The following is a 13,196-nucleotide window of genomic DNA, read 5'->3' as shown; positions in this document are numbered from 1 at the left end:
CTCCTTTGATTCATCGGGCGATCTGCCGCGAGAGATCCAGGATCGCAACCCACTAGGTCAGGTTCTGTCCGCAAAAGAATTTATTCTGGATCGCATGACGTCGACCACCCGACTCCTCGAGCTGCTCTCGCTGTTGCAGGCCCGCCGCGACTGGCCGGGGCCGGCGCTGGCGGCGCGGCTTGAGGTCGACCCGCGCACGATCCGGCGCGACATCGATCGCTTGCGCGAGATGGGGTATCGCATCCAAGCGACCGCGGGCCGCGACGGCGGCTACCGTCTGGACGCGGGAAGCGAGCTGCCGCCCCTGCTCTTCGACGAGGACCAAACCGTCGCGGTCGCGGTCGCTCTGCAGTCGAGCCCGGCGCTCGGCACGGGGCTCGAGGAGGCGGCGTTGCGTGCGCTCGGCACAATTCGCCAGGTGATGCCGTCGAAGCTCAGGCATCGCCTGGATGCCTTCGACGTGACCGCGATCGTGCGAACCGGGGCGGCGCCCGCGGGCGATGTCTCAGCTGACGCGCTCACGGCGATCGCGCGCGCGATCCACGATCGGGTCGTGTTGCGCTTCGCCTACGCCGAGCGCCGTGCGGGCGGCGATTCCGGGGAACACGCAGCGGCCGATCCTGAACCCCGCCGGGTCGAACCCCATCACCTCGCAACCTCAGACGGCCGCTGGTACCTCGTCGCCTGGGACCTCGCGCGCGATGACTGGCGTATCTTCCGCGTCGACCGCGTCTCGCCGAGTGCGCATACGGGCCCCGAGTTTCACCCGCGTCAGCTTCCGGCTGCCAGCGTCGCCGAGTTTCTCGCCGCGCGATTCCACGGTTCGGCCTCGGGGACCTGGCCATGCCGCGGCGCTGTCGTGCTCGAACGGGCGGCGCGCGACGTGCTGCCGTTCGTCGGCGACGGGGTGGTCACGGAAATCGATGCGGGATCATGCCGGCTCGAACTCGGCTCGTGGTCGTGGGGCTCGCTCGCCGCCGCATTCGGCCGGTTCGACGCGCCCATGCGTGTGGTCGGCCCACCGCAGCTCGCCGAGGCTTGCGCGGCCCTCGCTCAGCGCTTCGCGGCGGCGGCTGCGCCAGAGCGGTAGCCGCCCCTACGCGCCGTGCAGGTGCAGGCGCTCGCCGGCCGCGTTGAAAATGCTGATGACTTCACAGGGCTTGCCGCCGTCGGCGCGCAGGCGATGCGGCACCGACGTGTCGAACTCGGCGGCCTCGCCCCGACCGAGCACGTGCTCGCGGTCGTCGAGGGTGAGGCGCAGTTTGCCTGAGAGCACGAAGAGCCAATCGTGCCCCTCATGCACCTGCAGCTCCCGCTCGGGCGCATCGGGGTGGTACGTGATCTTGAACGCGCGCACGTCGGAGGCCTCGCGAGTGAGTGGAGCGATCGTGAGGCCCTCCCGGCGCAGCGCGGCACGGTGCACGCGCGGGTCTCGGGTGGGCGCGTCGAGCAGGTCGTCGACGCGGATGCCGAGTTGCCGGGTCAGCGGCAGAAGCAGCTCGAGGCTGGCCTGCCGTTTGCCCGATTCGAGGCGCGACAGGGTGCTCGCCGACATGCCCGCGCGATCGGCGAGCTCGTCGAGCGTCCAGCCGCGATCCTGCCGCGCGGAGCGCAGTCGCGGGCCGAGGCGTTCCAGTTCATCCATGCTCATACCTTGCCATTTCCGCAAACGAGATTGCAAGTATCGCACATCGCCCCGCACACTGTCAGCATGACCCACGAACTCTACGACGCCATCGTCATCGGCGGCAGCGCCGCCGGCCTCAGCTCAGCCCAGGCCCTCGGCCGCTCCCTGCGACGCACCCTGGTGATCGACGCCGCTCAACCCCGCAACCGCTTCGCCCACCAGATGCACAACGTGCTCGGGCTCGACGGCACGCCGCCGCGCGAGCTCGTCGCCCGCGGCCGAGCCGAGGCCGAGGCCTACGGCGTAGAGTTCCGCGAGGCCACGGTGCATGCGGTGCGCAACATCGACGCCCCGGGAGCCGGAAGCGCCGCAGCAGCGGCCGCAGACCCCGCCACCCCCGGCGCCCTGCTCGAACTCGAGCTCGACGGCGGCGAGACGGTGCGCGCCCGCGGCATCGTGCTCGCGACCGGCGTCACCGACGAGCTGCCCGCGATCCCGGGTCTCGCCGAGCGCTGGGGCACGTCGGTGCTGCACTGCCCGTACTGCCACGGTTGGGAGGTGCGCGGGCAGCGCCTGGCGGTCATCACCACCTCGCCGATGGGCCTGCACCAGGCCAAGCTGATCCGCCAGTGGAGCGACGACGTCACCGTCTTCACCGCCGGGCTCGTCGACGAATCGGGTGCGAGCGTGCTCGACGCCGAGACGGAGCGCGCGCTGCGCAGTCGCGGCGTGCAGCTCGTCGCTGAGCCGGTCGTCGAGGCGATCGGCGACGGCCCGCAGCTCACGGCGGTGCGCACCGCCGACGGCCGCGAGTACCCGCTCGACGCAGCGTTTACTGCGGGCACCTTGCGCCCCCACGACGGCCTCGTCGCGCACCTCGACCTCGCACGCACCGACACGATCGTCGGGTCTTTCTTGGAGGTCGACATGATGCAGCGCACCAGCCACCCGCGCATCTGGGCGGCCGGCAACGTGACGAACCCGATGGCCACGGTACCGGCGTCGATGGCAGCCGGAGTGATGGCCGGCGCCGCTGTCAACGCGATTCTGGTCGACGAAGATTTCGCGCTCGCCGCAGCGGAGATCGCGCAGTGACGCCGCAGCAGTCCGCGCCGGATCACCAGCACGGCCACCGGCATCATGCGCCGGGTGCGGGAGCGCACGGGGTACCTGGCGCCGACATCGACGCCCCGACCGACCCCGTCGAGTTCTGGCAGCAGCGCTACGGCGGCGACGATCGTATCTGGTCGGGGCACGTGAATCACGCCCTGGGTGAGTTGGCCGCCGATTGGAGCGCGGGTCGATCGCTCGACCTCGGATGTGGCGAGGGCGGTGACGTGCTGTGGCTCGCCGAGCACGGATGGAACGCGACCGGCATCGACCTCTCGGAGCACGCGGTGGCGCGAGCTCGGGCCGCTGCGCGCGAGCGTGGCCTCGATGCTGCGCGATTCATCGCCGCGGACCTCGGGGAGTGGGCTGATGATCCCGCACGCATCGATGGTCTCGATGACGCGCGCGATCGCGAGGGGTACGACCTGGTGACTGCGAGCTTCTTCCAGTCGCCGGTGGAGCTGCCGCGCGAGCGCATCTTGCGGGCGGCGGCGCGCAGCGTGGTTCCCGGTGGCCGGGTGGTGATCATCGCGCACGCCGCGGCCCCCGACTGGGCACCGGGGCACGGCGGCGACTTCCCGACCCCCGAACAGGATCTCGCGGCGCTGTCGCTCGATCTGAGCGACTGGGAGATCGAGGTCGCGGAGGTGCGCGAGCGCGAAGGTCGCGCGCCCGATGGCACTCCGTCGAACTTTCTGGATTCGGTCGTCTCGGTACGCCGTCGGTGAACCGACCGCGCCCCCGTTGCCTCGCGGCCGGGTCTGCGCGATCGTTGAGGCATGGCCTCTGAATCGACGCAGTCCCGACACGCAGCCACAGCTGAGCACCCCACCATGATCGCGATCACGCAGGCGGCGCTCGGTGATCCCGACGTGCTCACCCCGGAGCGGGTCGCAGTGCCGGTGGCCCGTCCGAACGAGGTGCTGGTGCGCGTGCACGCGGCCGGTGTGAATCCGACCGACTGGAAGCATCGCCGCACTGGCGGCTTTCTGGGCGACCCGCCCTTCGTGCTCGGCTGGGACGTGTCGGGCGTGGTGATCGCGACCGGGATCGGCGTCGCGCGCTTCGCCGTCGGCGACGAAGTGTTCGGCATGGTGTCGTACCCGTTCGGGCATGGCACGCACGCGGAGGTGATCGCGGTGCCCGCGCGGGTGCTCGCGCACAAGCCTGTCGAGATCGACCACGTGCAGGCTGGGGCGTTGCCGCTCGTCTCACTGACCGCCTGGCAGGCGCTGCACGACTACGCGCACCTCGAAGCGGGGCAGCGTGTGCTCGTGCACGCCGCCGCAGGTGGGGTCGGTCATGTCGCAGTGCAGATCGCGAAGGCTGCCGGCGCGCACGTCATCGGCACGGCGAGTGCGGCCAAGCACGAGTTCTTGCGGAGTCTCGGTGCGGATGAGGTGATCGACTATCGCACCCAGGAGTTCGATGAGGTGGCTTCAGACGTCGATGCGGTGCTCGACACCATCGGGGGCGACACGTCATTGCGTTCGCTGCGGGTGCTGCGCCCCGGGGGCATCGTCGTGTCGACGCTGCCGGCGGGCTCCGGTGCATTCTTCACCGAGGCCGAGCGACTCGGGGTTCGCGCGACGCGGATGCTCGTCGACTCGTCGCACCACGATCTCGAACGCATCGCGGAACTCGTGCGATCGGGGGCGCTGCGCGCGACGATCGCTGAGACCTACCCGCTCGTGGAAGCGGCGCGGGCGCACGCGGCCGGCGAGACCGACCGCACCACGGGCAAGCTCGTGCTCGTCACCGACGCTCTCAGGGAGTAACCGGACGGCGCACCCTGCGCCGTCGCACCGATCGGGCTTGCCGAAGTGCGGAGCGTCATTTCAGACGATTCTCCGAATTTTGGCAAGCCCTTTTCTATTTCATGCCTTCGCAGTACGCTCTGAACATAGTGCCGACATAGGAAGGATGGCGGCGCGCATACAAGGGGGTAGTGCAGATGTCTGTTGAACACGTGGAAGCGTCGACAAAGCCGCGCAGAGGTTGGACGAAAGTTCGTGCCATTCTCGCGGGCGGTCTGGTACTCGGAGTCGGGGCGGCGATCACGCTGGCGGCTTGGACCGACAATGAATGGGCCCGCGGCATCTTCGCCAGTGGCCAGTTCGGTATCGAAGGATCGACGAACGGTACGACCTGGGCGGATCACCCGACGTCGGGTACCCCGGCGACGCTGAGTTTCCAGGTCGGCGCCGACAAGCTCGCTCCGGGCAGCGTCGTCTACGCGCCGTTCGCGGTGCAGCTGAAGACGGGCTCGACGAACGCGGCAACGGTCGCGGTGGTGCAAGACAATTCGAGCGCAATCGTGGGCACGACGGCCTCGTACGTCTACACGACGAGCGCGACGTGCAACGCGACCACCTACGCCGCGGGCACGAACTCGAACGGCGCATCGTTCTCGCTCGCCGCGGTGACGACGCCGACCTACCTGTGCTTCCAGGTCACCGCGGGCCCGACGTTGGCGCCCGCCGCGACCGGATCGTTCACCTGGACGTTCAACGCCACCTCCGGCGCTGTCTTGTAGGTCATCGTGTTCCGCCGAAACCAGCGAACGCGAGTTCGGGGTCGGCGGAGGGCATCCGCGAACTGGTTCACTCGGGTACGGGCGCTCCTCGCCGGAGCGCTCGTGCTCGGGGTGGGCAGCACGCTGACCCTCGCCGCCTGGACAGACAGCGAGTACGCACAGGCCACGTTCACCGCGAGTACGTTCGGCATCATCGGGTCCACTGATGGCACAAACTTCTCCGAGCATGCAACAGGAGCAACCGCAGCCGCACTGACGTTCGTGGCCACGCCGACCGGCATGTCGCCCGGCGTCACAACGTACGCCAAGTACACGGTGAAGACGACGACCGCGACAAACGTGGGCGGCACGGCACTCATGGCCGCGCCGACGGTGACGGGCAGCGGGCTCGGCACGTACCTGCGCTACGGGGTGAGCACGATTGATGCGGCGGCGGGTACGGCCTGCAACGCCACGACGTTCGGCACCGGCAACCTCGTCGCGGCCGGGAGTGCGCTGACCACCGCACCGCCGACGGCCACGACTCAGGCGCTGTCGGCGGGTGGAGCGAATGCCGCTGCATATTGCATCGCGGTCACGCTGCCCGCGGGCACCGCCAACGCCGCACAGGGGCTCAACGCAACGCTCGCGTGGACGATCACCGCCACGTCGACCTCGTAGTTGCAACGGAGTGGCCGGGGCAGTACAGGGGACGAGCAGGTGAAGGAGGGGGAGATGACCGGCACGAAGCGCACCGCAGGGGGAGTGATCGGCAGCATGCTGCTGAACATCGCGGCGTTCGCGGGGCTCGTCTGCATCGTGCTGGTGCTCCTCGCGACCTTCTTCCACGTGACGCTGATCATGTTCAAGACCGGGTCGATGTCGCCGACGATTCCGGCCGGTTCGCTGGCCGTCGTGCGCGAAATTCCCGCGAGCGAGATCGAGGTCGGCGACGTTCTCACGGTCGATCGTCCCGGCATGCTGCCGGTGACGCACCGTGTCACTTCGGTCGAAGGGGCCGGTGACGGGCGCACGATCACCATGAAGGGTGACGCGAACGAGGCGGAGGATCCGTCGCCGTACACCGTGACCGAGGTGCGACGAGTGATCGCCTCGGTGCCGTATCTGGCGCACGTCGTCGTCTGGTTCGCGAACCCGTGGGTACTCGGCGGGCTGACGGTGGGCGCGTCGGTGCTGGTGACCTGGGCATTCTGGCCCCGCGAGTCGAAGCGTGCGAACCGCAGTCGTGGTGATCGTGGCGGAGCGCCGCGTCACGGCGAGCCCGAGCCGCTCGTCGCGGACACCGAACCATCCCCGTCGCGGGTGCCGGATCGCGTGAGCGCAGCGGCAGCCCCCGTCATCGGTGCGGTGCTGGTCGCTGGCGCCCTCGCATTCGCGCCGACGGTGCCGGCGCATGCCGAGTCGGCCGCCGACCCCTCACCCGCACCGGTCGTGACGCGCGGCGCGCACATCACCCTGACCTCCATCGGTGATGCCGATGAAATGGCCTCGATGCGACCCGGGGTTCCGGTGCTGTGGCAGATCGGTGTGCGGGTCGATTCGCTCGACCCCGGCGCGGTGCAGGTGTCGCTCGAATCTGCGGGGTCTCAGGAGCTCGGGCTGGAGCTGAACGTGCGCGGCTGCAGCGTGCGGTGGAACGGCGACGCCTGCTCCGGGGTCGAAACCCCGGTCGGTGGCGATGGTCGGGTCGAGGTCGCATCGCCCGCGGTACCCGTCGCCGAACTCGAGAGCGCCGAAGAGCAGTGGTACCTCGTGACGGCGTCGATTCCGAGAGCCGCTCGCGGTGCCGTCGCGCTGACGATGCGGGCGTCAGGCGGAAGCGACGTCGTCTCCACGTCGCCCGGCCCCATCGGCACCATTCCGGTCACCGGTGCGGAAGCGTCGCCGATGTGGTTGCTCGGCGTCGGCGGGGTCGCCGCCGGGCTCGGGGTCGCGGGAGTTGCGGCGTTCATGCGCCGACGCCGATCGGCGGATGGCTCGTGAGCGGCGAGGGGATCCGGCACCGGTCGATGCGCACCCGCATCGCCGCGGGGGTCGTTGCGCTCGCCCTCGGGGCGCTCGTACTCGCCCCGAAACCGCAAGCGACCGAGGCGACCTGGAGCGACCCCGAGGTCGCATCGGGGACGTTCACCGCGCTGACCGTCCCCGCGCCCGTGAGCACGGCCAACTGCGTGCTGGTGCCGGGTGCCCTCGGGCTCGACCCGAAGATCACGATCTCGTGGCGCACGCCCGCGGGCGTCACTGGGTACGACCTCACGAACGTCGAGTACGGCTACGTCTCGGGGGGCGTGCTCATCCCGGTGGTGGGGGCGCTCTTGGGCAACGTAGCGACGTCGGGCACGACCTCCGCCTACACGACCGTCGTCAGCTCGGGGCTGCTCAGCGGACTACTCGGCGGCAGCATCATCTTCGGGATCCGCTTCAAAGGGCCGGGCGGCTGGACGTCGAGTTGGCTCACCGCGAACGCCTCGATGGGGCTTGCTGGCATCAACCCCACCTGCACCATGGGCACCGCCCCGAGCCCGTAAACGCGAACGGCGCCCGCCCGCCGAAGCGGAGGGGCGCCGTGCACCGGTGCTGCGCGATTACGGCAGCAGACGGTTCGGGCCGCGGAACAGGTACGTGACCTCGCGGATCGACTGCTGCTTGAGCAGCAGCATCAGCACGCGGTTGAGACCCATGCCGAAGCCACCGTGGGGCGGCACACCGTAGCGGAAGAAGTCGAGGTAGAAGCCGAGCTCTGCCGGGTCCATGCCCTTTTCGACGGCCTGCGCCTCGAGCACGTCGATGCGGTGCTCGCGCTGAGCGCCCGTCGAGATCTCGGTGCCGCGGTAGATGAGGTCGTAGCTCTGCGTGAGCTGCGGGTTCTCGGCGTTGCGCATGTGGTAGAACGGGCGAATCGACGCGTCGTAGTCGGTGAGGAAGACGAAGTCGTGACCGTACTTCTTCTGCACGTGCGCGGCGATGCGGCGCTCGCCCTCCGGGTCCATGTCGGCGTCGGCGCGCGGCACCTCGTAGCCCTCGGCCTTGACGATCTCTTTGGCCTCGGCCAGCGGGATGCGCGGGAACGGGCGCGACGGCACCTCGACCTCGATGCCGAAGAGCTTCTGGATCTCTTCGCCGTGCTTCTCCTTGACCGCGGTCAGACCGGCGACGATGAGCTCCTCGTGGAGCTCCATGACGTCTTCGTGCGAATCGATCCAGCTCAGCTCGGTGTCGACCGAGGTGAACTCGGTCGCGTGACGCGAGGTGAACGAGGGGTCGGCGCGGAACGCCGGGCCGACCTCGAAGATGCCGCCGAAGCCGGCCGCCTGAGCCATCTGCTTGAAGAACTGCGGGCTCTGGGCGAGGAACGCCTTGCCCTCGAAGTACTCGACCTCGAAGAGTTCGGCGCGCGACTCAGAGGCGCTGGCCATGAGCTTCGGGGTCTGGATCTCGATGAAGCCGCGGTCGACCCAGACCTGGCGCAGCGCGTGCAAGAACGCGGTCTGCACGCGGAACACGAGGTTCTGCTCGGGGCGGCGCAGGTCGAGGAAGCGCCAGTCGAGGCGCACGTCGATGCCCGAATCGCCGGCGACGGGGTTGTCGGGGAGCGACGCGGCGACGACCTCGATCTCATCGATCTGGATCTCGACGCCGCCGAGCTTCACGCGCTCGTTGTGCTCGAGCTGACCCACGACCGTGACGAAGGTGCCCTGCGTCAGCTCGGAGATGGTGGTGGTGCGCGGCACCAGAATGTCGGAGCGCGGATTCTCGGGGTCGGGCTCGCGCAGCACGCCGCCATTCACCAGCTGCACGGCGCCGGTCTCGTCGCGAAGCACGACGAACTGCACGTACCGCTGGTCGCGCACCTTCTCGACCCACCCCGAAACGCGGACGGTGCCGTCTTCGCGGGCGGCCAGATCCTTGATCAATACACGCTCAGTCACCCCGACAGTCTAGCCGTCGCGCCCTCGCGCACCTGCACCCGCGGTTTCGCGTTCGCCCGGAGGCGCTTGGTGATCCTCGCTCGCGTCAAGGTGCGCAACATTCGTGAATGCCACCCATAAAGATCAGTAATGTGATGGGGCATGTGACGCGCGACCGCGCGCACCGAGCATCGAGCGCAGGAGGACCGCAGTGGGGCAACCGTTCATCGTCGGCATCCATATCGACGGTCGGGGGTCTCACCCGGCAGCCGGAGACCGAAGTCCCGCCGTCGCAGCGCGGGACGACGCCACGCGGGTGCCCGACGCGATCGGCCGCGCCGAAACGGCGGGCCTCGCCTTCGCCACGCTCGCCGGCGCGCACCTGCCGCCGACCGGAGCCGCTGCCCGACTCGACCCCGTGCAGCTCGCCGCCTTCACCGGGCCGCGCTCGTCGCGGATCGCGCTGATCCCGGAAATCCCGGTCACCTACGTCGAGCCGTTTCACACCGCGACCCAGCTCGCGAGCCTCGATTACGCGGCGGGCGGCCGCGGCGGCTGGCTGGTCTCGGGCGAGAACTCGCAGCGTGCTGCGCGGCAATTCGGCCGTGACGCGCTCGCCGAAGACGAACTCGCGGCCGAGCTCGTCGACGTGGTCGCCGCGGTGCGCGTCATCTGGGACACCTGGGAAGCCGATGCGGTCATCACAGACTTTCCGACCGGACGCTACATCGACCGCGACAAGCTGCACTACGCCGACTTCACGGGCCGCTCATTCTCGGTGAAGGGCCCCGCGATCACGCCGCGACCCCCGCAGGGGCAGCTCCCGGTACTCGCACCGCTCGCATCCTCCACCGGGGTCGATGCTGATGCGATCCTCATTCCCGGCGGCGACTCGGTGGCCGCCGACGCCGCGACCGCCCGGGCTCACGGCGCCGCGCGGGTGATCGTCGACCTCGAGATCGTGCTCGACACCCGGGGTGAATCGGCGCGGGATCGCCTCGCCCGACTCGACACCGCACTCCCGTGGGCGGCAGGCCCCACCGAGCGTTTCGTCGGCACGGCCGACGAACTCGTACAGCGCCTCGTTGCGCTCGCCGCGCACGTCGACGGCGTGCGGCTCGTTCCGGCGGTCTTCAACGACGAGCTCGATGAGGTGCAGCACCGGGTCGTGCCCGCGCTGATCGCGGCCGGGGTCGGCGTGCCGCAGCTCCCGCTCCACGCCACCGCCCGCGAGGTCTTCGGCCTCCCCGCGGCACTGAACGCCTTCGCGAACGAGGGGAACCACTGAGCATGACCATCACACACGACACCGCCGCGGCACCCCACGAAGCCGCGACACCCGGGCAGATTCAGTTCGGCGTCTTCTTCCAGGGTGTGAACTTCTCGACGATCTGGCACTGGCCCGAATCGGGGGATCACGTCGCGTTCGAATCGTTCCGCCGCGTCGTGCAGACCGCCGAGCGCGGGGTGTTCGCCGCGTTCTTCCTGGGGGAGGGGCTGCGCCTGCGCGAGCACCTCGGTCACCTGCACGATCTCGACGTCGTCGGCCGCCCCGACGCGCAGACGCAGCTCGCCGCGCTCGCCGCGGTGACCTCGCGCATCGGCCTCGCCGCCACGCAGAGCACCACCTTCAACGACCCCGCCGACCTCGCCTATCGACTCGCGAGCCTGAGTCACCTCAGCGGGGGTCGCGCCGCGTGGAACATCGTGACGACCCACAACGCCTGGACGGGCGAGAACTTCAGGCGCGGCGGGTTCGTCGCCGATGCCGACCGCTATCGCAACGCCGACGCGTTCGTCACGGCGGTGAAAGCGATCTGGCGCGCGGCAGAGACCGAGGGGGGCCTGCCGCTTCAGGTGCGCAACGAGTTCTTCGACCTCGACGTGGAACGAGCTCTGCCGCTCGTGCCCGGCGGGCGACCGGTGCTCATTCAGGCGGGCGACTCCTCGGAGGGCCGTGATTTCGCCGCGAAGCACGCCGACCTCGTCTTCACCGGCGCGACGCAGTACGAGCGAGCGGTCGAGTTCGGCGCAGACATCGATCGTCGCGCGGTCGCTCGCGGGCGTCGCTCGGGCTCGGTGCTGCCCTTCCCCGGCGTCACGATCGTGATCGGCGACAGCGATGCGGAGGCGCACGAGAAGCTGCACGAGATTCGGCGAGCCCAGGTCACCGAACAGACGGCGCTCGCGTACCTCGAACAGTTCTGGGGCACCGACCTCAGCGCCTACGACCCCGACGGCCCCCTGCCCGATATCGATCCCGTGCAGCAGACCTCCAGCGTGACCCGCGGCAGCGCTTTCCAGAACGCGAAGGCCAAGCAATTGGCCGACGAGTGGCGCGCAGAGTCAGCCGACCGGGGCCTCAGCATCCGCGACTTCGTGATCGAGCACGCCGCGCGCGGCAACGACCTCACGGGATTCGTCGGCAGTGCGCAGACCGTCGCCGACCACCTGCAGCGCTACGCCGAGCGACGCGTCGTGGCGGGCTTCAACATCACGCCCTACCTCAGCCCGACCGGTCTCGACGACATCGTGAACCGACTCGTGCCCGAACTGCAGAGCCGCGGCGTCTACCCGAGCGAATACGCGGGCGCCTCGTTGCGCGAGCACCTCGGACTCGATCCCGAACTGCCCTGACTCGTCGGAGTTCGGGGTGCCCGAGCGCCCGGTGATCCGCCGCCCCGAACTCCCAGATACGGCGAACGTAGAATGGACCCGTGAGCGACAAACTGCTGCATTTGGTGCGCCATGGCGAGGTCCATAACCCCGACCGGGTGCTCTACGGACGCATTCCGGGCTTCCGCCTGTCTGAACGCGGGCACCAGATGGCCGAAGCGGCCGCGCTCGAACTCGCCGGCAGCGACCGCAAGGTGTCGAAGCTGTACGCCTCGCCGCTCGAACGAGCACAGCAGTCGGCGCGCCCCATCGCGAGCGCGCTCAGCCTCGAGATCGCGACCGAAGACCGCATCATCGAGCCCACCAACGCGTTCGAGGGCCTCGTGAACTCGGGCCCCGACGCTGCGTTCAAGCAGCCGCGCTATTGGCACCGGTTCTGGAACCCGTTCCGCCCGAGCTGGGGCGAGCCCTACCGCCAGGTCGCCGCGCGCGTGCGCGAAGCGATGGATGCGGCATGGGATTCGACCCGCGACGGCGACATCGTGATGGTGTCGCACCAGTCGCCGATCTGGATGGCCCACCTCGATATCGCGGGCAAGCCGCTCTTCCACAATCCCGCGTCGCGACGGTGCGACCTGTCGAGCATCACCACCTTCGAACGGCGCGGCGAGCGCTGGTTCGAAGTGGAGTACCGCACCCCCGCCGCCGGCCTGCTCGACGACGCCGTAGATGTAGGAGCCGTATGAGCCTGCGACGCACCGCAACCGCACTCGCACTGACCGCCGCCGTCGCGTTCACCCTCGTCGGGTGCAGCACTGAGGGCAGCGACCTCGCATCCCAGTACCGCGAGGGCAGCGGCAAGGGCTACATCGAGGGCGACGGTTCGACGCTCAGCATTCCCGTGTCTGAGCGCGCTGAGGCCGTGGAATACTCGGGGGTCGACGAGAGCGGCGCCACCTACGGCTCCGCGGACACGCTCGGAGAGGTCACCGTCGTGAACTTCTGGTACGCCGGGTGCGCGCCCTGCCGCGTCGAGGCTCCCGATCTCGTCACCAACTACGACGAGTTCTCGTCGCAGGGCGTGAAGTTCGTTGGAGTGAACACGCGCGATCAGGTGGCCCAGGCTCAGCAGTTCTCGCTCGAATTCGGCATCGAGTACCCCTCGATCATGGACAATGCGGGCGGCCGTTCCGTGCAGCGCGCCTTCGCGGGCCAGGTCCCGCTGAACGCCGTGCCGACCACGCTGGTGCTAGATCGCGAGGGGCGTGTCGCGCACCGCGTACTCGGGCAGATCGCCGGCGAATCCCAGCTGCGCACCCTGATCGACGAGACCCTCGCCGAATCGGGCGACGACGCGGCTGCCGCCGATTCCGGTAGTACCGAGCAGTAGCCGGTGGAT

The 13,196-nt window shown here is 69.4% G+C and carries 14 protein-coding genes; 12 read left to right on the top strand and 2 right to left on the bottom strand.

Annotated elements, in window-relative coordinates; all coding sequences use genetic code 11:
• The first annotated feature begins 94 nt into the window (after window positions 1–94).
• Window positions 95–1,090, top strand: a complete 996-nt coding sequence (locus tag AMS67_RS09990) for a helix-turn-helix transcriptional regulator (RefSeq protein ID WP_053387229.1) — start codon at window positions 95–97, stop codon at window positions 1,088–1,090.
• Between the two features lie 6 nt (window positions 1,091–1,096).
• Here AMS67_RS09990 and AMS67_RS09985 read toward each other — a convergent pair whose 3' ends face one another.
• Window positions 1,097–1,645, bottom strand: a complete 549-nt coding sequence (locus AMS67_RS09985; RefSeq protein WP_053352112.1) for a helix-turn-helix domain-containing protein — start codon at window positions 1,643–1,645, stop codon at window positions 1,097–1,099.
• Between the two features lie 66 nt (window positions 1,646–1,711).
• Here AMS67_RS09985 and AMS67_RS09980 point away from each other — a divergent pair, with 66 nt between their 5' ends.
• The 7 genes from AMS67_RS09980 (at window position 1,712) to AMS67_RS09950 (ending at window position 7,801) form a co-directional block, all read left to right on the top strand.
• The gene (locus AMS67_RS09980) at window positions 1,712–2,722 is read left to right on the top strand and encodes an NAD(P)/FAD-dependent oxidoreductase (protein ID WP_053387460.1); all 1,011 of its coding nucleotides are present in this window, start codon (window positions 1,712–1,714) and stop codon (window positions 2,720–2,722) included.
• Entirely contained in the window at window positions 2,719–3,465 is a 747-nt protein-coding gene (locus tag AMS67_RS09975) for a class I SAM-dependent methyltransferase (protein WP_241488044.1), read from the top strand. Before AMS67_RS09980 ends, AMS67_RS09975 begins: the two co-directional genes overlap by 4 nt.
• 51 nt (window positions 3,466–3,516) lie before the next feature.
• Complete coding sequence (locus AMS67_RS09970; protein ID WP_053387228.1) at window positions 3,517–4,515, top strand: NADP-dependent oxidoreductase; 999 nt, start codon at window positions 3,517–3,519, stop codon at window positions 4,513–4,515.
• 176 nt (window positions 4,516–4,691) lie between these two features.
• Complete coding sequence (locus AMS67_RS09965; protein ID WP_075201314.1) at window positions 4,692–5,273, top strand: SipW-dependent-type signal peptide-containing protein; 582 nt, start codon at window positions 4,692–4,694, stop codon at window positions 5,271–5,273.
• Between the two features lie 6 nt (window positions 5,274–5,279).
• Window positions 5,280–5,933: a SipW-dependent-type signal peptide-containing protein gene (locus tag AMS67_RS09960; protein WP_053387227.1), complete on the top strand. Its 654-nt coding sequence runs from the start codon at window positions 5,280–5,282 to the stop codon at window positions 5,931–5,933.
• A 54-nt stretch (window positions 5,934–5,987) separates the two neighbouring features.
• Window positions 5,988–7,256: a signal peptidase I gene (locus AMS67_RS17345; protein ID WP_075201313.1), complete on the top strand. Its 1,269-nt coding sequence runs from the start codon at window positions 5,988–5,990 to the stop codon at window positions 7,254–7,256.
• On the top strand, window positions 7,253–7,801 hold the full coding sequence (locus AMS67_RS09950; protein ID WP_053387226.1) for a hypothetical protein: 549 nt from the start codon (window positions 7,253–7,255) through the stop codon (window positions 7,799–7,801). The genes AMS67_RS17345 and AMS67_RS09950 overlap by 4 nt, the downstream gene beginning before the upstream one ends.
• 57 nt (window positions 7,802–7,858) lie before the next feature.
• Here the strand turns inward: AMS67_RS09950 and aspS are convergent, their stop codons facing one another.
• Entirely contained in the window at window positions 7,859–9,202 is a 1,344-nt protein-coding gene (aspS, locus tag AMS67_RS09945; protein WP_075201312.1) for an aspartate--tRNA(Asn) ligase, read from the bottom strand.
• Between the two features lie 190 nt (window positions 9,203–9,392).
• Between aspS and AMS67_RS09940 the strand changes: the two genes are divergently transcribed.
• From AMS67_RS09940 to AMS67_RS09925, 4 genes are all read left to right on the top strand, one after another.
• A complete protein-coding gene (locus AMS67_RS09940) occupies window positions 9,393–10,469 on the top strand; it encodes an LLM class flavin-dependent oxidoreductase (RefSeq protein ID WP_053387224.1) in 1,077 nt (358 codons plus the stop codon).
• A gap of 2 nt (window positions 10,470–10,471) precedes the next feature.
• The gene (locus AMS67_RS09935) at window positions 10,472–11,818 is read left to right on the top strand and encodes an LLM class flavin-dependent oxidoreductase (RefSeq protein WP_053387223.1); all 1,347 of its coding nucleotides are present in this window, start codon (window positions 10,472–10,474) and stop codon (window positions 11,816–11,818) included.
• An 80-nt stretch (window positions 11,819–11,898) separates the two neighbouring features.
• Entirely contained in the window at window positions 11,899–12,543 is a 645-nt protein-coding gene (locus AMS67_RS09930; RefSeq protein WP_053352121.1) for a histidine phosphatase family protein, read from the top strand.
• Window positions 12,540–13,187 (top strand): TlpA family protein disulfide reductase, encoded by a 648-nt coding sequence (locus tag AMS67_RS09925; RefSeq protein WP_053352122.1) that lies wholly within the window; start codon window positions 12,540–12,542, stop codon window positions 13,185–13,187. Before AMS67_RS09930 ends, AMS67_RS09925 begins: the two co-directional genes overlap by 4 nt.
• Window positions 13,188–13,196 lie beyond the last annotated feature (9 nt).

It is taken from the genome of Leucobacter japonicus (assembly GCF_001273855.1).
Classification (GTDB): domain Bacteria; phylum Actinomycetota; class Actinomycetes; order Actinomycetales; family Microbacteriaceae; genus Leucobacter; species Leucobacter japonicus.
Note: the sequence above shows the minus strand (reverse complement) of the source record. Positions and strands in the feature narration are given on the sequence as shown.

What these genes read in the sequence shown, in the direction of transcription:
- AMS67_RS17345 (WP_075201313.1), top strand. Translation starts at nt 5,988, where the DNA reads ATGACCGGCACGAAGCGCACCGCAGGGGGAGTGATCGGCAGCATGCTG.
- AMS67_RS09990 (WP_053387229.1), top strand. Translation starts at nt 95, where the DNA reads ATGACGTCGACCACCCGACTCCTCGAGCTGCTCTCGCTGTTGCAGGCC.
- AMS67_RS09980 (WP_053387460.1), top strand. Translation starts at nt 1,712, where the DNA reads ATGACCCACGAACTCTACGACGCCATCGTCATCGGCGGCAGCGCCGCC.
- AMS67_RS09935 (WP_053387223.1), top strand. Translation starts at nt 10,472, where the DNA reads ATGACCATCACACACGACACCGCCGCGGCACCCCACGAAGCCGCGACA.
- AMS67_RS09965 (WP_075201314.1), top strand. Translation starts at nt 4,692, where the DNA reads ATGTCTGTTGAACACGTGGAAGCGTCGACAAAGCCGCGCAGAGGTTGG.
- AMS67_RS09970 (WP_053387228.1), top strand. Translation starts at nt 3,517, where the DNA reads ATGGCCTCTGAATCGACGCAGTCCCGACACGCAGCCACAGCTGAGCAC.
- AMS67_RS09925 (WP_053352122.1), top strand. Translation starts at nt 12,540, where the DNA reads ATGAGCCTGCGACGCACCGCAACCGCACTCGCACTGACCGCCGCCGTC.
- AMS67_RS09985 (WP_053352112.1), bottom strand. Translation starts at nt 1,645, where the DNA reads ATGGATGAACTGGAACGCCTCGGCCCGCGACTGCGCTCCGCGCGGCAG.